Annotated in this window: 19 protein-coding genes; 12 read left to right on the forward strand and 7 right to left on the reverse strand. The window is 65.7% G+C overall.

The annotated features are described in order from the left end of the window. The first annotated feature begins 80 nt into the window (after window positions 1-80). The 5 genes from R1L06_RS00790 (at window position 81) to R1L06_RS00810 (ending at window position 7,110) form a co-directional block, all read left to right on the forward strand. Window positions 81-1,169 (forward strand): efflux RND transporter periplasmic adaptor subunit, encoded by a 1,089-nt coding sequence (locus tag R1L06_RS00790; protein ID WP_253143160.1) that lies wholly within the window; start codon window positions 81-83, stop codon window positions 1,167-1,169. Continuing rightward, window positions 1,166-4,213: an efflux RND transporter permease subunit gene (locus tag R1L06_RS00795; RefSeq protein WP_317216627.1), complete on the forward strand. Its 3,048-nt coding sequence runs from the start codon at window positions 1,166-1,168 to the stop codon at window positions 4,211-4,213. The genes R1L06_RS00790 and R1L06_RS00795 overlap by 4 nt, the downstream gene beginning before the upstream one ends. 2 nt (window positions 4,214-4,215) lie before the next feature. Continuing rightward, window positions 4,216-5,745 carry a TolC family protein gene (locus R1L06_RS00800; protein ID WP_317216628.1) on the forward strand — a complete coding sequence of 510 codons (1,530 nt, stop codon included), beginning with the start codon at window positions 4,216-4,218 and terminating at the stop codon, window positions 5,743-5,745. A gap of 76 nt (window positions 5,746-5,821) precedes the next feature. Next, window positions 5,822-6,397, forward strand: a complete 576-nt coding sequence (locus R1L06_RS00805; protein ID WP_317216629.1) for a TetR/AcrR family transcriptional regulator — start codon at window positions 5,822-5,824, stop codon at window positions 6,395-6,397. A 56-nt stretch (window positions 6,398-6,453) separates the two neighbouring features. Next, window positions 6,454-7,110: a TetR family transcriptional regulator gene (locus R1L06_RS00810; protein ID WP_197615173.1), complete on the forward strand. Its 657-nt coding sequence runs from the start codon at window positions 6,454-6,456 to the stop codon at window positions 7,108-7,110. Between the two features lie 9 nt (window positions 7,111-7,119). Here R1L06_RS00810 and R1L06_RS00815 read toward each other — a convergent pair whose 3' ends face one another. From R1L06_RS00815 to R1L06_RS00825, 3 genes are all read right to left on the reverse strand, one after another. After that, window positions 7,120-8,412 (reverse strand): NADH-quinone oxidoreductase subunit D, encoded by a 1,293-nt coding sequence (locus R1L06_RS00815; RefSeq protein ID WP_498371067.1) that lies wholly within the window; start codon window positions 8,410-8,412, stop codon window positions 7,120-7,122. 256 nt (window positions 8,413-8,668) lie between these two features. Beyond that, window positions 8,669-9,172, reverse strand: a complete 504-nt coding sequence (locus R1L06_RS00820; protein WP_317216630.1) for a Rap1a/Tai family immunity protein — start codon at window positions 9,170-9,172, stop codon at window positions 8,669-8,671. Beyond that, on the reverse strand, window positions 9,109-10,122 hold the full coding sequence (locus R1L06_RS00825; RefSeq protein ID WP_317216631.1) for a LacI family DNA-binding transcriptional regulator: 1,014 nt from the start codon (window positions 10,120-10,122) through the stop codon (window positions 9,109-9,111). The genes R1L06_RS00820 and R1L06_RS00825 overlap by 64 nt, the downstream gene beginning before the upstream one ends. A 156-nt stretch (window positions 10,123-10,278) precedes the next feature. Between R1L06_RS00825 and ptsP the strand changes: the two genes are divergently transcribed. From ptsP to R1L06_RS00850, 5 genes are all read left to right on the forward strand, one after another. Beyond that, the gene (gene ptsP / locus R1L06_RS00830) at window positions 10,279-12,789 is read left to right on the forward strand and encodes a phosphoenolpyruvate--protein phosphotransferase (protein WP_317216632.1); all 2,511 of its coding nucleotides are present in this window, start codon (window positions 10,279-10,281) and stop codon (window positions 12,787-12,789) included. After that, window positions 12,786-13,742 (forward strand): 1-phosphofructokinase, encoded by a 957-nt coding sequence (pfkB, locus tag R1L06_RS00835; protein WP_317216633.1) that lies wholly within the window; start codon window positions 12,786-12,788, stop codon window positions 13,740-13,742. Before ptsP ends, pfkB begins: the two co-directional genes overlap by 4 nt. A gap of 74 nt (window positions 13,743-13,816) precedes the next feature. Beyond that, window positions 13,817-15,523 (forward strand): PTS fructose transporter subunit IIC, encoded by a 1,707-nt coding sequence (locus R1L06_RS00840; RefSeq protein ID WP_180837126.1) that lies wholly within the window; start codon window positions 13,817-13,819, stop codon window positions 15,521-15,523. A 14-nt stretch (window positions 15,524-15,537) separates the two neighbouring features. Beyond that, the gene (locus R1L06_RS00845) at window positions 15,538-16,791 is read left to right on the forward strand and encodes a carbohydrate porin (RefSeq protein WP_317216634.1); all 1,254 of its coding nucleotides are present in this window, start codon (window positions 15,538-15,540) and stop codon (window positions 16,789-16,791) included. 96 nt (window positions 16,792-16,887) lie between these two features. Further along, window positions 16,888-17,487, forward strand: a complete 600-nt coding sequence (locus tag R1L06_RS00850) for a fasciclin domain-containing protein (protein ID WP_317216756.1) — start codon at window positions 16,888-16,890, stop codon at window positions 17,485-17,487. 137 nt (window positions 17,488-17,624) lie between these two features. Here the strand turns inward: R1L06_RS00850 and R1L06_RS00855 are convergent, their stop codons facing one another. After that, window positions 17,625-18,146, reverse strand: a complete 522-nt coding sequence (locus R1L06_RS00855; RefSeq protein ID WP_197615225.1) for a DUF6622 family protein — start codon at window positions 18,144-18,146, stop codon at window positions 17,625-17,627. A 96-nt stretch (window positions 18,147-18,242) separates the two neighbouring features. Further along, entirely contained in the window at window positions 18,243-19,079 is an 837-nt protein-coding gene (locus tag R1L06_RS00860) for a S1 family peptidase (protein WP_197615180.1), read from the reverse strand. A gap of 190 nt (window positions 19,080-19,269) precedes the next feature. Here R1L06_RS00860 and R1L06_RS00865 point away from each other — a divergent pair, with 190 nt between their 5' ends. Continuing rightward, window positions 19,270-19,548 carry a hypothetical protein gene (locus R1L06_RS00865; RefSeq protein WP_032127271.1) on the forward strand — a complete coding sequence of 93 codons (279 nt, stop codon included), beginning with the start codon at window positions 19,270-19,272 and terminating at the stop codon, window positions 19,546-19,548. 31 nt (window positions 19,549-19,579) lie between these two features. On the opposite strand, the gene R1L06_RS00870 is transcribed toward R1L06_RS00865, so the two are convergent. After that, complete coding sequence (locus R1L06_RS00870; protein WP_317216635.1) at window positions 19,580-20,449, reverse strand: methylenetetrahydrofolate reductase; 870 nt, start codon at window positions 20,447-20,449, stop codon at window positions 19,580-19,582. Then, entirely contained in the window at window positions 20,449-21,363 is a 915-nt protein-coding gene (locus tag R1L06_RS00875) for a LysR family transcriptional regulator (RefSeq protein WP_197581239.1), read from the reverse strand. The genes R1L06_RS00870 and R1L06_RS00875 overlap by 1 nt, the downstream gene beginning before the upstream one ends. Before the next feature lie 176 nt (window positions 21,364-21,539). Between R1L06_RS00875 and msuE the strand changes: the two genes are divergently transcribed. Next, window positions 21,540-22,121 carry an FMN reductase gene (gene msuE / locus R1L06_RS00880; protein WP_317216636.1) on the forward strand — a complete coding sequence of 194 codons (582 nt, stop codon included), beginning with the start codon at window positions 21,540-21,542 and terminating at the stop codon, window positions 22,119-22,121. Window positions 22,122-22,142 lie beyond the last annotated feature (21 nt).

Below are 22,142 nucleotides of genomic sequence, written 5' to 3' on the forward strand. Positions count from 1 at the left end.
CCCCCTAAATTTACGCCGCCTGCAGACCTGACCACACCGCGCTGGTCTGTGGAACTGACCACCCATACAAGGAATCGAACGTGAAAACCCATATGACCTGGTCATTGGTGCCTCGTCTCAGCGCGCTGGCCATTGCCCTGTCCGCGATGACGGGATGTTCCGATACACCAGAGAGCGGGACGGCAGAAGCCCGCACCGCGTATGTCGCCTCCGTTCGACAGGCTGCTGGCGATCAGCGCGCTTACATCGGCACCGTGCGTGCCACGCAGCGAGGACAGCTGTCCTTCCCGGTCTCCGGAAAGGTCTCCGCGGTACTTGTTGAACCGGGTGACGTTGTACGCAAGGGACAGGTGCTTGCTCGACTGGATCCGGTCCCCTTTGCAGCGCAGGAGGCGTCCGCTGCCGGCGACGTCGCACGCGCGCAGGCCGCACTGGACGAGGTCCAGCGACGCGTCGAGCGACTGGATGTTGCGCAGAAGGCTGATGCGCTCAGCCCGGCGGAGATGACCGCCGCGAAGGCCGAACTGGCGGCTGCCAATGCGGCCGTCCGCAATGCCCGCGCGCAGCACGAGCTCGCCGGCTGGTCGCAAGGCGAAGCCACGCTGAAGGCAACGTTTGACGGAGTCGTGGCTGCCCGAAACGTTGAAGTTGGACAGTCCGTGGGCCCCGGCGCTGTTGCCATCCAGGTCGATGGTGCGGGCCGCGAGCTGTCTGTCGCGATTCCGGGCACTGCTCCCCTGGCTGTTGGGCAGGTGGTCAACCTGATCAGCGGCTCGGACACCGTGGCGAGCAAGGTGCTCCGTGTCGACGGCCGCGTTGATGCAGGCGGCGTGCGTACCGCATACATCGCAGTGCCCGAGGCGGCGACCGTGGGTTCGACCTGGTCGGTCCGGATCACAGGAACGGATACAGGCCCAGCCAGGCTTCAAGTGCCATTTCGGGCTGTTCTGCCGTCTGCCGTTGGCGGCAAGGGCCAGGTGCTTCGGCTGGCAAAGGATGGCAAGACGACCGAGCTGGCGGAGGTAGATCTGGGTCAGTATCACGGTGACTGGATCGAGGTGAGCGGGCAGATTTCCGCCGGTCAGCGTGTCGTGGTTGCGGGTGCCAAGGCCATCCGTCCGGGCACGCTGATCAAGCCCGTCGAAATGAAGATGGGATCAGAACAATGAGCCTCTCCTCATTCTCGCTGGCGCGCCCCCGCCTGACCTTGCTGGCGATTGTAGCGATCGTCCTCACCGGCCTCATTCTGGCGCTGGACTTCCCATCCACTGAAGAGCCCCCCATCACCATTCGCACGGCGACGGTACTCAGCTTCATGCCGGGCGCCGGCGTGGACCGGGTCGAGCAGCTGGTCGCTCGCCCGATCGAGGAGAGCATTCGTGGCATGCCGGAGGTCAAGCGCATCCGGACGACTGTTCGTCCAGGCTTTGCGTTCACCTACGTTGATCTCTATCCCACCGTGGAATCGGAAAAGATCCCCATCGTGTGGCAGCGTTTGCGCTCGCGCATGGGGGACATCCAGAGCCAGCTTCCCGAGGGAACGATTGGCCCGGTCGTGGACGACGAATTCGGTCGGGTTGCGGTGATGACCATGGGCCTGACCGGCGATGGCTATAACGCAGGCGAGCTTCGGGCAGAAGCCCGCCGCCTGCGCGATGAACTGTTCCGGCTGCCCGGGGTGGAACGTGTCTCGCTGCACGGCGTGAGGGACGAGCAGGTCCAGATCATCCTGGACGTGCCTTCCCTGGCTGCGCGTGGGCTCAACCCCAATGTGATTGCCGATGCGGTTTCCAGGCGCAATGTGATTGCGCCGGCGGGCTATGTCGAGATCGGAGGTTCGGAGATCACGCTCAACGTGAGCGGTGACGCCGACAACCCGTCCCAGCTGAAGAGCACGCCAATTCCGCTGCCGAGGGGTGGCTCGGTGCCCCTGGGCGCCCTTGCGCGAGTGGAACGGGTGACCCAGGACCCGCCGATGACGGGTGCATTCGTGAATGGCACGCCGGCCGTGGTGATAGCGGTCTCCATGGCGCCAGGACTCAACGTAGTCAGCTTCGCCGATCTGCTGCGCGGCGACGTTGAACGGCTTTCGGAAACGCTGCCGGCCGGCATGCAGCTTGTCCAGATCACGGATCAGGCCGAGGTTGTTTCCACCCAGCTGCTGCGTGTTGCCAAGGTTTTCCTGGAGACCCTGGCCATCGTCATGGCGGTCGTCGTGCTGTTCCTTGGAATGAGGACCGGCCTGATCGTCAGCGCCATCGTGCCGACCACGGTGCTGGGGACGATGGCAATCATGAAGATCCTGAACATCGATCTGCACATGATCTCGGTGGGTGCAATCATCATTGCCCTGGGCCTGTTCGTTGACAACGCGATCGTGGTTGCCGAGGACATGGAGCGGCGGCTCTCGCTGGGTGAGTCGCCGGACCAGGCTGCCGCTCACGCAGGCAGCACGATGTTCGTGCCGCTTCTGGTTTCTTCGCTGGCGATCATTCTCGCGTTCATGCCGCTGGCCATCTCCAGCACGGAAACCGGCGAGTATCTGCGCAGCCTCGGCATCGTGATGGCCATCGCGCTGCTGTTGTCGCTGGTCATCGGCGTTACCCTGATTCCGCTGCTGTGCAAGTACTTTGCCCATCACCATGCCGAACTCAGCCGCACCGCACGCGCGGTCGAGCGGTTGACGGGCTGGTACCGCGGCAAGGTCCGCTGGATCCTGGGACACAAGGCCATCTACATCGGCGTAATGGTTGCACTGCTGGCAACCTCCGGCTGGTTGTTCACCACCGTCCCCAATGAGCTGATGCCGCCGTCCGAGCGCCATCAGCTGCAGATGGCCATCGAGCTGTCCCCGGATTCCAGTCCGGCCAATACGATGGCGGTTGCTCACCAGATCAGCAAGGTACTGGCCGACGAGAAGCTCGTTCCGGAGATCTCCAGCCACGCCCTGTACATGGGCGATGGTGGCCCACGCTTCATTCTGGCACTCAATCCCCCTACTCCTGCAGGACACCGCGCGTATGCCGTGCTGTCACTTGCGAAGGGCGTCAAGCATGAAGCGGCCATTGAGCGGCTGCGTTCTGTGATGGCAACACACTTCCCGGATGTGCGGGTGGAGCCCAAGCGGTTCTCGATGGGGTCTTCGGATGCCGGCGTAGCGACGTTCCGCATCTCCAGCAGCGACGGCGCACATCGGATTGCCGCCGAGAAGCTGCTGCGCGCGCTGCAGGACACGCCGGGGATGGTGGATGTATCCAGCGATGCCGAACGCCAGGTTGTCCAGCTTGATGTGGACGTCGATCAACCCAAGGCCCAGGCCGCAGGCATCAGCAGCGCGGACATCGCCAAGAGCATGGACATGCTGCTGACCGGCGCAACGATCTCCCGTTATCGTGAGGGCGACACCGTTCTCCCGGTCATCCTCCGCGGAGAGGCGGCACTGCGCACGGATATCGGCCAGCTTGAGGCACTCCCGATCCAGAAGGCGGATGGCAGCGGAAGCGTGCCCCTGGGCCAGGTGGCCAAGCTTCGGTTGGCGCCGCAGCTGTCTTCAATCCAGCGAGTGAACCAGACGCGCGCGGTCACCGTGCTTGCAAAGAGCTCCGAGCTGACCGCCCAGGGGATCGCGGACAAGGTCGAGCCACTTCTTTCCGAATTCCGCAAGCAGGGCGTGCGGGTTGAACTCGGTGGCGAGATCGAAGAGAGCAAGAGTGCCAACGAAGGCATCGAGAAGCTGCTCCCGCTCTGCCTTGCTGCCATGTTCCTGTTGTTCGTATGGCAGTTCGAGAGCATCCGCAAGAGCCTGATCGTCCTGGCGAGCATTCCGTTCGTGGTCATCGGCGCGACCTTGGCACTCAAGCTGAGTGGCACCAGCCTGACCTTCATCGGAACACTGGGGCTGCTCGCACTTGCCGGCATCATCGTCAACAACGCGATTCTGCTCATCGATGCGATCGACGACGGCCAGCGCGATGGCTTGCCTCCTCTCCAGGCCATTGAAGAGGCTGCAGCAAAGCGCCTGCGGCCCATCGTCATGACCAAGATGGTCTGCATTCTCGGCCTTGTCCCGCTGCTGCTGTTTGGGGGTTCCATGTGGACCAGCATGTCGATCGTGATGATCGGCGGCCTTGCCCTTGGAACCCTGATCACGCTGGGTCTCATTCCAGCGCTGTATGCCGCGCTCTACCGCATTCACCCGACCGAGGAGGCTTGATCATGTCTATTGGAAATCGAGTTGCCTGCCTGTCGATTGCTGTGCTTGTGGCCCTGTCTTCTGGCTGCGCCTCTGTGGCCCCCAGGACCGGGATCCCTGACGCCGCAGCCCGGCATCATGTGGGCCAGGCCCCCACGCCGGCGGCGCTGGATGCGGATGTCCTGCCCGGGACGCCCAACAGGCAATGGTGGAAGGACTTCTCCGACCCCAACCTGGATGCGCTGGTCAGCCTGGCCATGCGCGGGAATCATGACCTGAAGTCTGCCCTTGCCGCCGTGGTGGAAGCGCGCGCACTGGCAGGCGCAGCGCGCAAGGACTATCTGCCGAGCGGTGCGCTGCAGGTCAAGGCCGAAGCCATGCAGTCCGCCCAGATCGAAGCGGATCCCTATCGCCAGGATCTTCCCCGCCCCCCTTCCCAGAGACTGCTGTCCGCCGGACAGATGTTCTCCTGGGAGCTGGATCTGTTTGGGCGCATTGGCACCGCCGCAGCCATGGCCGATCGCAAGGCCGATGCGGCGGCGGCTGACGCGAGATCAGCTGCCGCAGTGCTCCAGGCCGAGGTTGCGAAGAACTACTTCCTGCTCAGGATGGACCAGATCAACCTGTCCTCTCTTGATCGGGAGGTCGGCCTCAGCGAGGCCCGCGTTGTGCGTGTGAAGGCCCGGTATGCGGCCGGGCTGGTCGATCGCAGGGAGGCACTTGCGGTCGAATCCGAACATGCCGAGCTGGTGGCGCAGGAGGCGGCAACCGCTACCCGGCTGCAGGCGGACAGGGCCGCATTGGCGGTTCTTGCGGGCCGCCCGCCGACCGCGCAGGATGACGCCTGGGAGGCGTTGCTGGCCCCGGCTCCACTGCCGGCCCCACCGGATCTTGCATCGCTTGCGCAGCCGACCGACCTCCTGGCGCGGCGGCCGGACGTCGCCAAGGCCGATGCACTACTGCGAGCAAGCCTTGGCAACGTCGTACTCGCCGAGCGCGCGCACCTTCCGCGCCTCACGCTGAATGTTTTCGGCGGCATCCTTGCACCGTTCGGTTCGCTGGGCGATTCCAGTGCAAAGCGCTTCTCGGCCGGCCCGGAGCTTCAGTGGGAGTGGCTGAGCTTTGGCCGGAAGAAGGCCAGGGAGGAGGCCGCTCGCGCCGGCAGTGATCAGAACTGGCATGCCTTCGAGCAGACCGTACTGACGGCGCTGAAGGAGAGTGAGGACTCCCTGCATGCGTGGACGAGTTCCCAGGTCAGGATGCAGCAGGCAGTAAATGCCGAGGCACTCAGCAGCAGATCTTCGGCCTATGCCTCTTCCCGCGTGGACGCCGGAATCGAACCGAAGGATGCCGGCCTGCAGCAGCAGGCGCTGCTCGAGAAGGCGCGCAGAGAGCTTGCGGCAGCACAGGCCGGACTGCTGATGGCCCACGTGCAGGTGCAGCTGGCACTGGGGGCATGGCAGCCCGAGAAGGGGGACCCTGAGATTGAAATCGGCAGGCCCATCGCTTCCCGGAAGAGCGCCGAAAGCGAAGCATCCGCGGCGCATCACTGACTGGCTCGAACGGCAACCCGCCAGGCCGTACCGGCCTGGCGGATCGTTCGTCGCCCGCTACATGAGGAAAACTCTCTTGAACGCTACCCACAGTTCGTCCGTGCGTGTGCCCGGCATACTCATCCGCGAAACGGCAGCGCTTATCGTCCGCAATGGTCGGTCTTCGGTGACCGTCAGTGAGATTCTCGAATGCTCGGGCGTCAGCCGTGGCGCGATGTTCCATCACTTCTACTGCAAGCAGGATCTCATCGACGCCACTTTCTCGTGCTGGCTGCAGAACTTCAATCAGGATGTGGAACGGAGAATGCGTGCCAACGGGCTCCGCTCCGGCGCATTCACCAACGCCTACGTGGAATCGGTGGTCGAGGGCTGCAGACGGCACGACGTTGCAATGCTCTCGGCCCTGATCATCCGCCTGGACCTGACCCAGGTATCCGCGTCGCAGTGGATCGAGTGGATGAAGAAGAAGCTGGCCACCGAGCCGTCCGAGGCCGACGATCCCGCGCTGAGGTCTGCGCGTCTCGCCGCCGATGGTCTGTGGCTTGGCTCACTGTCCTGCCCTGCCCCCGCCAATGAACCGAAGATCGACATTCAAACGCCGCAGATCCCGGTGCAGCGCTGTGGCCATGGTCCGTCCCATCGCCTTGTCTAAGGACGATCAGGACGCGCGGCCGCGCGCTCATCGAACAGCAGGGATGCAACCGTGCCATGGCTAGAAGAACCAGGGAGGATGCACACGCCACGCGTGAGAGGATCCTCGATGCTGCACTGGTGTGCCTGCTGCGCCATGGGCCCGCGGGCGCCACGCTGGAGCTGATCGCCACCGAGTGCGGCCATTCGCGGGGCGCGATCTACTGGCACTTCGGGTCCCGTCAGAACCTGCTGGGTGAACTTTCCGCGCGTGGGCGGCCAGATGCACCCGAGGGACTGCGGGAGGCCGCCATCCGGCAGTGTAGTGACCCGTTCAAGCTTCTGTTTGCGGACCTGGTCAGGGTCTTTGATCACACGCGCCGCACCCCACGCGTTCGCCGGACGGTTGAGCTTCTCCTGCGCTCTGGTGAATCACGTGAGCTGGGCGGCATAGGTGACGTGCTCGCAGCGTGCGCGATGCCGGAGGTCCGCATGCTGGAGCTTGTATACCAGCGTGCAGGAGCACTGGGCCAGCTCCGTGAGGGCGTTGATGCAGCCACCGCGTCGCGCAGCCTTCATGCGATCGCGGTCGGTGTTCTGCTGGGATCAATCCTGGAGCCCGGCATCCTCGACCTGGAGATGGGCGGGGCGCGCACCGTGGAAGACCTGCTCAGGCTGCACATGGCTGTTCCCTTCGCGGCCGCCGGAGCGTGGCTCAGCCCATGCGTGGGCTGACCCGGTTCCTCATCGATCCACTTCGCCGAACACAATGTCGTAGGTGCCAATCATGGCGACGACATCCGCCAGCATGTGGCCCCTGACGATTTCATCCAGAGAAGAGAGATGAGCGAAGCCGGGAGCACGCAGGTGCACCCGGAACGGCTTGTTGGCGCCATCGGAAATCAGGTAGCAACCGAACTCGCCCTTGGGCGCCTCGACCGCTGCGTAGGTCTCACCTGCCGGCACCTGGTAGCCTTCGCTGAAGAGCTTGAAGTGATGGATCAGCGCTTCCATGTCGGACTTCATCTCCTGCCGGGACGGCGGCGCCACCTTGAAGTTCTGGACCATCACCGGGCCGGGGTTGGCGCGAAGCCAGTCGACACATTGCCGGATGATGCGGTTGGACTGCCGCATCTCCGCGACACGGCACAGGTAGCGGTCATAGCAGTCACCGGCGCTGCCAACCGGAATGTCGAAGTCAACGGCATCGTACTTCGCGTAGGGGCGCTTCTTCCTCAGGTCCCACGCCACGCCCGAGCCTCTCAGCATCACCCCGGTCATGCCCCACTCCATGGCCTGCTGCGGGCTCACAACGCCAATGCCCACCGTGCGCTGCTTCCAGATTCTGTTGTCGGTGAGCAGGGTTTCGTACTCATCAATGCGGTTCGGGAACTCGCGGGTGAAATTCTCGATGAAATCGAGCAGCGACCCTTCTCTCGCGGCGTTCAGCCGCCGCAGCTCCTTCCCCTTCTTCCAGCGTGACTCCTTGTACTTCGGCATCTGGTCAGGCAGATCACGGTACACACCGCCGGGCCGGTAATACGTGGCATGCATTCGAGCGCCGGATACCGCCTCGTAGCAGTCCATCAGCTCTTCGCGTTCCCGGAATGCATAGAGCATCACGGCCATGGCGCCCAGGTCCAGCGCGCCCGTTCCGATGTTCATGAGGTGATTGAGGATACGGGTGATCTCATCGAACATCGTGCGGATGTACTGTGCCCTGATGGGCGCCTCGATTCCCAGAAGGGTTTCAATCGCACGTACGTAGGCGTGTTCATTGCACATCATGGATACGTAGTCCAGCCGATCCATGTAGCCGATGGACTGGTTGAAGGGCTTGGACTCCGCCAGCTTCTCGGTACCCCGGTGCAGCAGGCCCACATGCGGATCCGCGCGCACAACGGTCTCGCCATCCATCTCAAGCACAAGGCGCAGTACCCCATGTGCCGCAGGATGTTGGGGGCCGAGGTTCATCACGTAGTTCCGGATCTCGGTATCCCGGCGACCATCGCGCATGGGGGCGGGAGCGCCCGCCATCGTCCTTTCAGTGTTCATCCAATAGCTTCCGTAGACCGAACGCATTCAGCGGAAGTGCTTAATGCTCCAAGCGTCGATGCTACTTCGACGTGGAAGGCAGGCTATGGACTACCTGGTCTGGAACGTGGGGCGCTGGGATTGTTCCCGAGCCGAAGCAGTCTGCGGTCAACGCGCGGATTTTCTCGACGGCGGCACGTGCTGCCAACCCCGGTTGCGGCGGGGACCAAGCGTGGCAGATCACTTCAATGAGGTTGGGTCAGTTTCTCCTGGACTGTCCAATGCCACCGCGCGATGCCCGGCGCTCGCAAGGAAATGCTGTTCGCAGGCCTTCGACAACCAGCGAAGAAGCATTCTGTTGCAAGCGGTCCTGGGGCAGTTGCTGGAGATGGGAGGCGACACGATCGACCAGTTCATGTGGAAGGATCTGGCCTTGGCCACACCACTGGCCACGACTGGCATCGGCAGCACCCTGGATGTAGGCACTGGCACGGGCGCTGGACAGATTCCGGCACTGTTCGCCGGCACAGAATCCGTCAGCCCCTTTTCCCTGCAGTAGCGTGATCAGCTCTGCGCCGCTTACAAGCCAGGTGCGCTTCGGTGGTGATGTCTCCGCAAGCAAGGATCCGGCCAGGAAGCAGGCTCCAAGCGTAAGCAGCCGGCTCATGCGACGACCCGCCTGTCGGCCTTGATGTCCTCTCATGCCTTGGACCTTGGTTGTCGTCCATCTGGATTCCATGCAGTTGATCCCCTCACCACGCATCGACCCGTCATCACCAACCGGCGCACCGGCAACTCCGGCGTGCGCAGTCGTTCCAGCAACAGCGACATCGCTGCGCGCCCCATCTCTTCGACCGGCTGTTCGATCACGGTGATGCCCGGTTCGACCAGCTCGGTCCAGCGTTCGTTGTCGAAACCCGCCAGCGCCAGCGCATCCGGAATCTCCAGCCCCGCGCTGCGGGCGGCCTTCAATGCCCCCATGAGCAGCAGGCTGTTGCTGGCGACCAGCGCCTCCGGCCGCGATGGGCCAGCCAGCCACTGTTCGACCGTTGCAATGGCCGCTTCAGCCGTGGGCTCAACCTCGCGATAATCCGGCTCCAGCCCATGCGTACGCATCGCAGCGAGATAGCCGTCCCGACGCTCCGCCGCCGTAGTACTGGTGCTGCCGAACAGGCCGCCGATGCGGCGATAGCCGCGCGCGACCAGATGCTCGACCAGGCCTGCCATCGCGGCCGGATTGTCGAGCACCACGCTGTCGATCGACCCGCCGGGTGCGGCACGGTCCACCAGCACCGTCGGATAGTCCAGTGCGAGCCGCTCCAGCCGGCCCACCGTGGTCCGGGTGGGCGCGAAGATCAGTCCGCTGATGCGCTCCTCGTGCATCAACTGCAGATACAGCGCTTCGCGCTCGGGGTCCTCGTCGGTGTTGCAGAGGGTGACGCGCAGGCCTTCACGATAGGCCATCTCCTCCACCGCGCGGATCAGCGCCGTGAAGAACGGGTTGCGGATGTCCGCCACGATCAGCCCGATGATGCCGGTGTGCCGGGCCCGCAGGCGTCGTGCCTGCAGGTTGGGGTGATAGCCGGTCTGGCGGATCGCCGCCTCCACCCGGCCACGCACGGCCTCACTGACCGGGCCGCCGCCGAGCACCCGCGATACCGTGGATTTGGACACCCCCGCCACGCGCGCGACGTCATTGATGCTGATGCTCATTGGAACCGTTCCCGGAAACTGTCGCTGTTCGAGGCCGGATGGCCATTCAGGACAATGCTAACGCCAAAGGACTATTGGATTTTTGTGCAGTGCACATTGAAATAGGAACTGGGAACGTTCCCAATACGCCACAGCACCCCCTTCCCGGAGCCCGCCTTGCAGCCCTTGACCACCCCTGCCCCCGTCAGCCGGGAACTGATCCGCCTGGATGCGCGGGCGCTCGACAAGGCCGACGCCATTGCCCAAGTGGCGCAGATGCTGGTCGCCGCCGGCTGCGTTGCGCCCGGTTACGAGGCCAGCATGGGGCGTCGTGAGGTGTTGGCGAACACCTTCCTCGGCCATGGCGTGGCCATTCCGCACGGATTGGGCGAGGACCGTCACCTGGTGCGCCGCGATGGCATTGCCGTGCTGCAGTTTCCGGAAGGCGTGGAGTGGAATCCGGGTCAGGTCACCCGCCTGGTGGTCGGCATTGCCGCCCAGTCCGATACCCACATCACCCTGCTGCGGCGGCTGACCCGGCTGATCCAGGACGAGGCCACGCTGCAGCGCCTGTTCACCACGGTCGATGCGAGCGAGATCATCAACGCGCTGGCCGGCGATGTTGCGACCACGGCCCCCAATGCGCCAGTGACGGACCTGGCCGAGCGTTTCGACTGGACCATCGCCTACCCCAACGGGCTGCACGCACGCCCGGCCACGCGCTGGGCCGAGACGGCGCGCAGCTTCGCGGCCCGCGCACAGGTCCGTGCGGGCGATCAGGCTGCGGATGCCAAAAGCCTGGTGGCGCTGCTGCAGCTCGGGTTGCGCCATGGCGACGCGGTCAGCGTGTCTGCCGAGGGCGCCGATGCCCCAGCCCTGCTGGCCGCGCTGCGTAAGGTCATGGACGGGCTGATTGCGCAGGAAAAGGCCGATGCCGAGCGCGCGGCGCAGCGCAAGGCCGCGCCGGTTGCGGGCTGGAATCCGCCTGACGCACAGGCGGCGATCGTCGGCATCGGCGCCAGCCCTGGCCTGGCGATTGGCCCGGTGCATGTACTGGCCAGCACGCGGGCAGAGGTCGCCGACCGCCCCACCCCGCTCGGCGAAGGCGGCGCGCGCCTGCAGGACGCGCTCAGCCGCACCCGCCAACAACTGGCCGCGCTGCAGGACGACACCCAGCGCCGGCTCGGCGCCTCGGATGCGGCAATCTTCAAGGCGCAGGCTGCGCTGCTCGACGACACCGATCTGATTACCCGCACCTGCCAGCTGATGGTCGAAGGCCATGGCGTTGCGTGGTCCTGGCACCAGGCCATCGAGCAGATCGCGTCGGGCCTGGCGGTCCTGGGCAACCCGGTACTGGCCGGGCGCGCCGCCGATCTGCGTGACGTGGGCCGGCGCGTACTGGCACAGCTTGATCCGTCTGCAGCGGGTGGCGGCCTTGCCGACCTGCCTGCGCAGCCGTGCATCCTGCTCGCCGCCGACCTGTCGCCGTCGGACACGGCCAACCTCGACACCGATCGCGTGCTTGGCCTCGCCACCGCGCTGGGCGGGCCGACCTCGCACACCGCGATCCTCTCGCGCACGCTGGGCCTGCCGGCGCTGGTCGCCGCGGGCGCGGAGCTGCTGACGATCAGCGCGGGGAGCGAGGCGATCATCGATGGCAGCAGCGGGCGCCTCTATCTGTCTCCGTCCGAGGCCGATCTCGCCTCGGCCCGTGCGTGGATCGCCGAACAGCAGCAGATCCGCGAGCGTGAAGCGGCGCAACGCGCGCAGCCGGCACAGACCCCTGACGGCCACCGCATCGACATCGGCGCCAACGTCAACCTGCCCGAGCAGGTGCCGCTGACACTGGAGCAAGGCGCGGAAGGCGTCGGCCTGATGCGCACCGAATTCCTGTTCCTCGAGCGCGGGAGCACGCCCAGCGAGGAGGAGCAGTACGCCACGTACGTGGCGATGGCCAAGGCACTCGACGGCCGCCCGCTGATCGTGCGCGCGCTCGATATCGGTGGCGACAAGCAGGTCGCCCACCTGGAGCTGCCACGCGAGGAAAATCCGTTCCTCGGCGTGCGTGGCGCGCGCCTGCTGCTGCGCCGCCCCGACCTGCTGGAACCACAGCTGCGTGCGCTGTATCGCGCGGCGAAGGACGGCGCACGCCTGTCCATCATGTTTCCGATGATCACCTCGGTGCCCGAGCTGATCGCACTGCGCGCCATCTGCGAACGGTTGCGCGCCGCGCTTGAGGCACCCGAAGTGCCGATCGGGATCATGATTGAAGTCCCTGCCGCAGCAGCCCAGAGCGATGTACTGGCGCGCCATGCCGACTTCTTCTCGATCGGCACCAACGACCTGACCCAGTACGTGCTGGCGATCGACCGCCAGAACCCGGAACTCGCCGCCGAGGCCGACAGCCTGCACCCGGCCGTGCTGCGCGCGATCCGCGCCACGGTGGAAGGTGCACGCCTGCATGGGCGCTGGGTTGGCGTCTGCGGCGGCCTGGCCGGCGATCCCTTTGGTGCAATGCTGCTGGCCGGCCTGGGCGTGGACGAACTGTCGATGACCCCGAACGACATTCCGGCAGTGAAGGCACGCCTGCGTGGCAACGCGCTGATCGATCTGCAAGCACTGGCCAACACCGCGCTGGACTGCGAAACCGCCGAGCAGGTGCGCGCTCTCGATGGAGCGCGCGCATGAGCGCCCGTGCCGTCACCATTACCCTGAATCCAGCGATCGACCAGACCGTGCGGCTGGCGCACCTGCGACCGGGCAATGTGCATCGTGCCCGCAGCTCCCGCGACGACGCCGGCGGCAAGGGCATCAACGTGGCCGCCTGCCTGGCCGACTGGGGCGTACCGACCACCGCACTGGGCGTACTCGGCGATGGTAACGACGGCGTGTTCAGCGCACTGTTCGCCGAGCGTGGCATCGCAGACGCTTGCCTGCGCGTTGCGGGCCGCACCCGCACCAACATCAAGCTGGTCGAAGAGGCCAGCGGCGAGACCACCGACATCAACCTGCCCGGCCTGTCACTGTGTGACGCCGATCTGGACGCGGTATCGCGCCGACTCGACGCCCTGCTCCAGCCGGACCAGCCAGTGGTGCTGTCCGGCAGCCTGCCGTCGGGGCTGCCAGCCGATGCATGGGCGAGACTGCAGGCGCAGGCGAGCGCCGCCGGTGCGCGCGTACTGCTGGACACCAGTGGCGACGCACTTGCCGCCGCGTTGAGCGGCGCACAGGGCGCACTGCCCTACGCGATCAAGCCCAACCGCCACGAACTGGAGGCTTGGACCGGTACGCCGCTGCCGGATCGCAGCGCCCTGCGGGCTGCGGGCCAGGCCTTGGTGGAACGCGGAGTTGCGCTTGTGGCGATCTCGATGGGCGCCGACGGCGCGTTGTTCATTGATCGCAGCGGCGCCCTGATCGCGCGACCGCCGCGACTGGCGCGCGGCAGCACGGTCGGCGCCGGCGATGCCATGGTCGCCGGCATCGCCGCCGCCTTGCTGGAGCCCTCCCTCGATCTGGCTGCCTGCGCACGACTGGCGACGGCGTTCTCGATGAGCCGGCTGGAAAGTGGCGACGCGCGACGGCTGGATCCGGCACAGGTGCGCGCGTGGACCGGCGACGTACTGATCGAGCAGTTGGATTGAAACCCCTGCAGAGGGAGCTGCGGCTGGCCCGGCCCCTCCTGCAAGGACGAACCCGAAGAATTCCAGGAGTGCCCATGCAAGCTTCCACCGTAGTCATCGCCGCAGGCGAACGCAGCATCGAGGCGGTTCTTGCCGCCGAAGCGCTGCGCCGCGCCGCCCGCCAGCAAGGGGCCGAACTGGCGATCGAAATCCGCAGCGACCAGGGCGTGACCGGGGCACTGCCCGCCACGCAGGCCGCCGCCGCAACGCAGCTGCTGCTGGTGGGGGAGGGTGAGGCGGATGCCGCGCGCTTCGGCAATGCCCAGGTCGTGCGCGCCAGCCTCGGTGAAGTGCTGGACGACCCGCTTGCCGCGCTGGCGCTGCTCGCAGCGACATCAGCAACCGCTTCCACCGCGGACGCCGGCAAGCGCATCGTCGCCGTCACCTCCTGCCCGACCGGCATCGCCCACACCTTCATGGCAGCCGAAGGGTTGCAGCAGGCCGCCAAGGCACTGGGCCACGCGATCCGGGTGGAAACCCAGGGCTCGGTTGGCGCGCAGGACGCATTGAGCGACGAAGAAATCGCTGCCGCCGACCTGGTGCTGATCGCCGCCGACCGCGAAGTCGATCTGTCGCGCTTTGCTGGCAAACGCCTGTTCAAGAGCGGCACCAAGCCGGCGATCAATGACGGCCAGAACCTGATCCGCAAGGCGCTGGCCGAGGCCGGCGTGCAGGCGGGTACGCCGGCTTCAGGCCGCACCACCGAAAAGGCCAGGGCCACCGGCCCCTACAAGCACCTGATGACCGGCGTGTCGTTCATGCTGCCGTTCGTTACTGCCGGCGGCCTGCTGATCGCACTGGCGTTCGCGCTCGGCGGCATCTATGCCTTCGACGATGCACACAAGGGCACGCTGGCCTGGTCGCTGTTCCAGATCGGTGCCAAGTCCGGCTTCATGTTGATGGTGCCGGCACTGGCCGGTTACATCGCCTACTCCATCGCTGATCGCCCGGGCATCGCGCCGGGCATGATCGGCGGCCTGGTCGCGGTCAACATGGATGCAGGCTTCATTGGCGGCATCCTGGCCGGTTTCATCGCCGGCTACGGCGTGCATTGGATCAACCGTGCGCTGCGCCTGCCGCGCAGCCTGGAAGGCCTCAAGCCGGTATTGATCCTGCCAGTGCTGGGCACGCTGCTGGTTGGCCTGTTGATGATGTACGTGATCGGCACGCCGGTCGCCGGGCTGCTGGCCTGGCTGACCGACTGGCTGCGCGGCATGCAGGGCAGCAGCGCCATCCTGCTCGGCCTGCTGCTGGGCGGAATGATGGCGGTGGACATGGGCGGGCCGGTCAACAAGGCCTCCTACGCGTTCTCCACCGCACTGATTTCCAGCCAGGTCTACACGCCGATGGCTGCGACGATGATCGGCGGCATGACGCCGCCGCTGGGCATCGCGTTGGCCACATGGCTGTTCAGCAACCGCTTCACCGCCGAGGAGCGCGGCACCGCCGGTGCCGCGGGCGTGCTCGGCCTCAGCTTCGTGACCGAGGGCGCGATCCCCTACGCCGCACGCGATCCGCTGCGCACCATTCCGGCGCTGATCCTCGGCTCGGCCGTGGCCGGTGCGATCTCGATGGCCGCAGGCGTCGAGCTGAAGGTGCCGCACGGTGGCGTGTTCGTGCTGCCGATCCCGAACGCAGTCACGCACCTTGGCGTCTACCTGCTGGCATTGGTGGCCGGCGTGGCCGTCACCGCCGTCGCGCTGCGCGTCCTCAAGAAGCCGGTCACGGCTCCCACCCTGTAAACGGAACCTCGCCCATGACCTCCCCTTCCCGCCGCCTGTTGCCGTTAGCGATCCTGCTGGCCCTGCCGTCCGTGGCCGCAGCCGCCGACGCGAGTGACGTCTTCACGCCCAGGCTGGCATACACCGGCGAGGCAGCCGCCACGCTCGATGGCGGCAAGCGCGGCGGCACGGCGTATGCCGGCCAGCTGATGTTCGGTGCCGACGTGAACCTGGACGCTGCGTTTGGCTGGCGGGGCGCGACGATCAAGGCCTACGGCATCAACCGCCATGGCACCAACCTGGCCAACAGCCGTACCGGCAACAGCACCTCGGTGCAGGAAATCTACGGCGGCCAGGGCACGCGCCTGGCCAACCTGACGCTTGAACAGAAACTGCTGAACGACCGTTTGGTGCTGGAAGCCGGGCGCAGCGTCGCCAACATCCATCACCTCGGTTCGGAGCTGTGCCAGTACTTCCAGGGCAATTCGGCCTGCGGCAACCCGACCTACGTGTTCCGCACCAGCAGTTTCACCTGGTGGCCGGTATCGAGCTGGATGGCCGATGCCACGGCCTGGGTGACGCCCGATGTCTATGTGCGCGTCGGCGCCTACCAGGTCGATCCCAGCCAGGCCGAGGACGGCCAGCACGGCCTGAAATGGAGTACCAGTCAGGCCACCGGCTGGATCGTGCCCTACACGCTCGGTTGGCGCAGCCCTGCTTCGGCACGACTGAAAGCCCGCTACGAACTCGGTGGCTGGCAGGACAACTCGACCTATCTGGATCCGCTGCGCGATGCCAACGGCACCCCGGCGCTGCTTAGTGGCCAGGACTACGCGAACCGCCGTGGTCGCTCCGGGGCGTTCGCCCGCTTCGAGCAACAGCTAACCAGTGATGGTGCCGGGCGCGGCCTGACCCTGTTCGGTGCGGCGCTCAAGGGCACCTCCGGCCAATTGATCGAGGATCATTTCCTGCAGGCGGGCGTGGTGCAGAAAGGCACGTTCGCCGGCCGGCCGCAGGACAGCATCGCTTTCGTTGTGACCCAGCAGAAGTACAGCGGCATCGCCTTGGAGAACCTGCGCCTTGCCCGCGCCGCGGCAGGCGGTAGCGGCACGCCGCACGGGAGCCAGGTCATGATGGAACTGAGCTATGGCATCCAGCTCACCCCGCAGCTCCGGATCGCACCGAACCTGCACTACATCGTGCATCCGGACCAGTTCAACGAACCCGCCCGCCAGCGCGACCTGCCGAATGCGTTGATCGCCGGCATGCGGGTTGATTGGAGCCTGTAAGCAAAGCCAATGGCGGCCTTCCTGCCGAACTGCGTGGCGCGAAACGATTGGAGCAGAATCCGCTGCATCCAATCCGCGCCCCGGGCCGTAATGAGGATGCCCGCGCATTGCGGGCGCCAATCCGAGGATCTCACCGTGAACGCTCTCCAGCGAATTTCCGCCGCAGTCAGCCTCGCCGTCCTTGTTTCAGCAGCTTCTTCCAGCTTCGCCGCCAACACCGTCATGGTTGGTGGCGCAGCGATGTATCCGACCAAGACCATCGTCGAGAACGCCATCAACTCCAAGGACCACACGACCCTGGTCGCCGCAGTCAAGGCGGCGGGCCTGGTCGACACCCTCAACGGGGCGGGTCCCTTCACCGTCTTCGCCCCTACCAATGCAGCCTTTGACAAGCTGCCTGCCGGGACTGTCGACACCTTGGTTAAACCGGAAAACAAGGCACAACTGACCAAGATTCTTACCTACCACGTGGTGCCAGGCACCTACACTTCCGTGCAGCTCGTTGCAGACGCCAGGAAGCATGGCGGGAAGGCGACGCTGAAGACCGTGCAGGGCGAACCACTTACGATCTCTCTCCACGAAGGCAAGCTGTGGGTTATCGATGCCAAGGGAGGCAAAGCGGGCATCAGCATTGCTGATGTAGGCCAGTCCAATGGCGTGATCCACGTGATCGACACTGTACTGATGCCGAAATGATGCGGCTTGGGCAGCGGGCATCCGGAACGATGCCCGCTACCAGCATGCTGAGCTGGGGGCCCCGCCAGTGGCGGCGCACCTTCCTGCCCGTGCCACTGAAACCAGCATTAGCGTGACGCGTCACGCGCAAATGAGGTTCAGGTTGCCGCTTTCCACCCTTTCGCCGCCGCGTCCAGTCGCAACGAGGCCAGATAGCGGCAGTACTTGCCAATGAAGAGGCCGGTGAAGCCCCCTGACAGCAACAGGTAGGCCGCACTGGCGCCGGCATTGGCGATCAATGGCGGCGACACCGCAAATGCGACTTCGAAGCCGTACTTCACCAGGAAGGTGATCAGCAGCAGCGGCAGCAGGCTGAAGTCCGCGTTGCGCCAGAGCTTTCCGGTAGCGCCATCCAGGGTCAGCTTCACGTGGCCCAGCAGCAGCCATCCCAGTGCCGCGCCGGTGCCGATGCCGGCCAGCCACTTGCCCCAGGCGCTCCAGGACACTCCATAGCGATGGCTGATCGACCAGGCGCCCCAGACGGTGAACAGCGCAGGCACGACGGCCAGTTTCTGCAGTGACGTTTCGCCCGGCTTCATCGCGGCAATGCCGCGTGTGACCAGGAACGCCAGGAGAAGCCAGACCCAGGCGGGTGTCTGCGAGACGATCTGCTGGAGCATGTTCACGAGCGGTCCCCTTGTGATGAGTGGTAGCGAGGTGTCCTCGCCATGGCGCTCACTATTGGCAATCACGCGGCCCGCGGCCAGTGACAGCTGTCAGTCTTCGAGTGTTACGGAGCGGCGGTAGTCGGGCGCGCCCAGGACGCTCTCGATCCAGCCCACATAGCGCGATACCCGCACGTTGTGCACCACCTGGCCATAGAAGCCGGCTTCAAGAGCATGCTCGGGAACGGCGCTGATCCACGAGCCCAGCCCCACCAGCTGCCACGCGCCGTGTTCCCCGATGACCAGCGGGCCGCCACTGTCGCCGTTGCCCAATACGCCTTCCAGTGGGAGGCCCTGTGGCGGGGCATCGAACCGATACCAGAGGTAGCGATCATTGCCACCGGTAATGGCGTTGTATGCGCGCCGCAGCGATGTGCGATGCGGCCCGCCCGGCACCAGTCCAATCGCCCCATTGCCAGTGGCGCCCTTTCCGATCAAGGCGGCGACCTGCGTGACCTCGGCACTGCCGCGATAGAGCGACACGGGCTGCACATCGTTCACGGGGGCCGTGAGCCTGATCAGCGCAATGTCATCCGATCCGGCCAGGAACGCATGGATCTTCGCCGGGCTCCCCGTGGCCAGTGCTTCCTTGCCCAAGGCTTCCGGCATTCGCCTGTAGCCCGGATGCACGACCACACGTTCCACGCCGTAGTCCTTGCCGTTGATGGCGATGGTCTGCCCCATACCCTTCATCGGTGCGGCATGCGCTGCGGTCAGCACCCACTGCGGGGCGATCAGAACACCCTGCCCTTCACCCGGCATGTCGGCCAGGGCGGGAAATTCTGATCCCTCGATCCGGTAACGGGCATCGTCCACGTCGTGGCGGATGACCACGGCCCCGGCAGCGAGCGGCAGCGCGGCAAGCGCGAGGAACAGCCAGCGGATCATGAGGGCCTTCATCCTTGCGGTCAGTCGCTGCAGCCTAGCCGAACACGCCGGGCCAAGGGGAGGCATCCGACCAGACTCCCGTGTTCGACGACGAATGCGGGAGAACCGGCCCCGAAGCCGGGGCGGCCACAGGCCGTTAACAGCCCCGCTCTATGCTGGAGCCTCATTGGAGACCCATGAGGTACGCGGCATGACCAGACTGCACACCCTGATGTTGACCGGCTGCCTGCTTGCACTGAGCCCACTGGCCTCGGCCGAAACCGTGAACCTGACCAACAGCGCCGACGGTGCCAATCGCGATGCGGGCATCGCGGCGGTCAAGAAGAAGCTGCAGGACGCGTGCACCGACCGCAAGGGCTCGCCCGATGCGGCTTCCTTCGAGGTGGTCTTCGAGAAGACCAGCGAGAACCCGAACGTACCCAAGCCGTACTACGTGGACGGCAAGATGAAGTGCGAACTGCCGGGCTGAAGGGCCCAGCCACGCGATCATCGATAGAGCATCAAACGCTGGCGGCCGACGTGCGCCGCCGGTACCGCTCTATCCAGCCCAGTGATGGCGCAATGCCACCGAACGGGAAGAAGTGCGGGCTGACCGGGCCATGGGCGTCCGTCAGCCCACTCAGCAGGCGATCCATGAACACCTCCGGCCCTGCCGTTCCCAGCAGCCGGCCGATCGAGATGCCGTACCGCGCCAGCATCGATGCACTGGCACCCACGCCGCACATCGCGGCGTAGCGGGCCAACCGCGCAATGCTGGCCGGCCCCGGCACGCCGACCAGCACCGGAACGGTAATGCCACGGGCCCGCAGCGCATCCAGCCAAGCCAGCACGATGTCCGCATCGAAGCCGAACTGAGTGATGATCAGCGGTGCCATGCCCCGCGCCTCGATGGCCTGGCATTTGCGTTCCAGCACGCGCCAACGGTCCTCGGCGTTCATCACCGGATGCCCTTCCGGATGCCCGCCGATGGCCACAACCTTGATGCCGTAACGCTCAAGAAGGCCAGTCTCGATGATCGAGGTACTGTCGGCATACGGACCTGCGGGCGTGGAAAGATCACCCGCGATAAGCAGGCACGTCTCTACCCCCGCTTCGCTGGCGGCGCGTTCCAGGAACCGCGCAAGCGCCGCACGCGACGCGATGCGGCGGGCAGAGAGATGGGGCATCGGTTCGAAGCCGAGTTCGCGCACCGTGCACGCGGCCGCCAGCCGGGCGTCGTCGTCCTCGCTCGCCAGGTAAGGGATCGAGATCGTCGTTCCCGGAGCGATGCGATCCGCTTCCGCACGCAGTGCCGGCATGGCCTTCGCGCTCACTTCCAGAGAAAACGCGTCGATGAAGGTTTCCGTCCGCTGCGATCCAGGTGCGGGCATCAACGGGCTCCGCCTGCATTGCCGGCGATCGGCGTGCTGTTCCGGGCCAGCTCGACGAAGGCCTGCAGATAGTCGATACCCGTATCGGCCTCACGCGCACCCAGGTAGATCTGCTTGGGAATGCCCTTCGCCCCCAGGCGCACCGGCACCACGTCCATGCGTGCGGCATATTCCTCCACCAGCCAGCGCGGCATCGCGGCCACGCCACGGCCGCTGGCCACCATCTGCATCATGATGTCGGTGGTTTCGATGGTCTTGTGGCGCCGCGGCGTGATGCCGGCCGGCAGCAGGAACTGGTTGTAGATGTCCAGGCGCTCGAACGGCACCGGGTAGCTGATCAGCACTTCCTGGCCGAGCTGGCGCGGCTTTACGTGATCCACCTTGGCCAGGGCGTGATTCCTGGCCACCACCAGCACCTGCTCGTAGTCGAACACGGGCACGAACTTCAGGCCCGGCTTCAGCAGCGGATCGGGCGTGACCAGCAGGTCGATCTCGTAGCCGAACAGCGCGCCAATACCGCCGAACTGGAACTTCTGCTTTACGTCCACATCCACGTCCGGCCAGGCGGCCAGGTACGGCGAGACGATCTTCAGCAGCCACTGGTAGCAGGGATGGCATTCCATGCCGATGCGCAGTGCGCCGCGCTCGCCCTGTGCGAACTGGCCCAGGCGCTCCTCGGCCAGGTCCAGCTGCGGCAGCACGCGGTTGGCCACCGCCAGCAGGTACTGCCCGGCCTGGGTCAAGCGCAGGCTGCGGCCTTCGCGCAGCCAGACATCGGTGCCGAGCTGCTGCTCCAGCTTCTTCATGCTGTGGCTCAGGGCTGACTGGGTCAGGTTGAGCACGCCGGCGGCAGCAGTCAGCGAGCCCTGTTGCTCGACCTGCTGCACGATGCTGAGGTGGATCCGTTCCAGCATGACGATGAATCCTGCTCATGGATTGGTGAAGTAATACCATTTTACGTCATGGAAGGGCATGACTAGGATCGGGTCATGCCTTCGGTTGCCTGCCAGCCCGGTCACCTCGCCGGCCTGCAGGACTGCGCCCCCCGCAGATTGCCCGAAGGAGCCCCTCCCCTGCTGAAAGCGAACAGATGACCCGCCCCCTCCGTATCGTCGCCGTTTCCGGCGGACTGCAGCGCCCCTCCAGGGCTGCAACCCTGGCCGAGCACCTGCTGGACCTGATCGGCGAGGACGTTGCCTGCGAGCCGCACCTGATCGAGCTGGGCGAGCTGGCGCCGCAGCTGGCCGGTGCACTGTGGCGCTCGCAGCTGCCCGAGGCTGTGGAGCGGCAGCTGGTGGCCGTTGAACAGGCAGACGTACTGGTGGTAGCCACGCCGGTCTACCGCGGTTCGTACACCGGCCTGTTCAAGCACTTCTTCGACTTCATCCATCAGGACGCGCTGGTCGACACCCCCATCCTGCTGGCCGCCTCCGGCGGCAGCGAGCGCCACGCACTGGTGATCGATCATCAGCTGCGGCCGCTCTTCAGCTTCTTCCAGGCGCGCACCCTGCCCCTCGGCGTCTACGCCACCGACCGCGATTTCGCCGAGGGCCGCGTGCACAACGAGGCCCTGATCCAGCGCGCACGGCTGGCAGTGCAGCGGGCACTGCCCCTGCTTGCCCTGTCCCATCGCGCAGCGCCTGCCACTGCCGAGACCGCTGCAGTCCTTTGAGTGCCGAATGCCAGCGACCCG

Origin of the sequence: Stenotrophomonas mexicanensis (assembly GCF_032911605.1) — a bacterium.
Lineage (GTDB): Bacteria > Pseudomonadota > Gammaproteobacteria > Xanthomonadales > Xanthomonadaceae > Stenotrophomonas > Stenotrophomonas maltophilia_A.

What these genes read in the sequence shown, in the direction of transcription:
- R1L06_RS00795 (WP_317216627.1), top strand. Translation starts at nt 1,166, where the DNA reads ATGAGCCTCTCCTCATTCTCGCTGGCGCGCCCCCGCCTGACCTTGCTG.
- R1L06_RS00800 (WP_317216628.1), top strand. Translation starts at nt 4,216, where the DNA reads ATGTCTATTGGAAATCGAGTTGCCTGCCTGTCGATTGCTGTGCTTGTG.
- R1L06_RS00810 (WP_197615173.1), top strand. Translation starts at nt 6,454, where the DNA reads ATGGCTAGAAGAACCAGGGAGGATGCACACGCCACGCGTGAGAGGATC.
- R1L06_RS00815 (WP_498371067.1), bottom strand. Translation starts at nt 8,412, where the DNA reads ATGGCGGGCGCTCCCGCCCCCATGCGCGATGGTCGCCGGGATACCGAG.
- R1L06_RS00820 (WP_317216630.1), bottom strand. Translation starts at nt 9,172, where the DNA reads ATGCGTGGTGAGGGGATCAACTGCATGGAATCCAGATGGACGACAACC.
- R1L06_RS00825 (WP_317216631.1), bottom strand. Translation starts at nt 10,122, where the DNA reads ATGAGCATCAGCATCAATGACGTCGCGCGCGTGGCGGGGGTGTCCAAA.
- pfkB (WP_317216633.1), top strand. Translation starts at nt 12,786, where the DNA reads ATGAGCGCCCGTGCCGTCACCATTACCCTGAATCCAGCGATCGACCAG.
- R1L06_RS00840 (WP_180837126.1), top strand. Translation starts at nt 13,817, where the DNA reads ATGCAAGCTTCCACCGTAGTCATCGCCGCAGGCGAACGCAGCATCGAG.
- R1L06_RS00845 (WP_317216634.1), top strand. Translation starts at nt 15,538, where the DNA reads ATGACCTCCCCTTCCCGCCGCCTGTTGCCGTTAGCGATCCTGCTGGCC.
- R1L06_RS00850 (WP_317216756.1), top strand. Translation starts at nt 16,888, where the DNA reads ATGCCCGCGCATTGCGGGCGCCAATCCGAGGATCTCACCGTGAACGCT.
- R1L06_RS00855 (WP_197615225.1), bottom strand. Translation starts at nt 18,146, where the DNA reads ATGCTCCAGCAGATCGTCTCGCAGACACCCGCCTGGGTCTGGCTTCTC.
- R1L06_RS00860 (WP_197615180.1), bottom strand. Translation starts at nt 19,079, where the DNA reads ATGATCCGCTGGCTGTTCCTCGCGCTTGCCGCGCTGCCGCTCGCTGCC.
- R1L06_RS00865 (WP_032127271.1), top strand. Translation starts at nt 19,270, where the DNA reads ATGACCAGACTGCACACCCTGATGTTGACCGGCTGCCTGCTTGCACTG.
- R1L06_RS00870 (WP_317216635.1), bottom strand. Translation starts at nt 20,449, where the DNA reads ATGCCCGCACCTGGATCGCAGCGGACGGAAACCTTCATCGACGCGTTT.
- R1L06_RS00875 (WP_197581239.1), bottom strand. Translation starts at nt 21,363, where the DNA reads ATGCTGGAACGGATCCACCTCAGCATCGTGCAGCAGGTCGAGCAACAG.
- msuE (WP_317216636.1), top strand. Translation starts at nt 21,540, where the DNA reads ATGACCCGCCCCCTCCGTATCGTCGCCGTTTCCGGCGGACTGCAGCGC.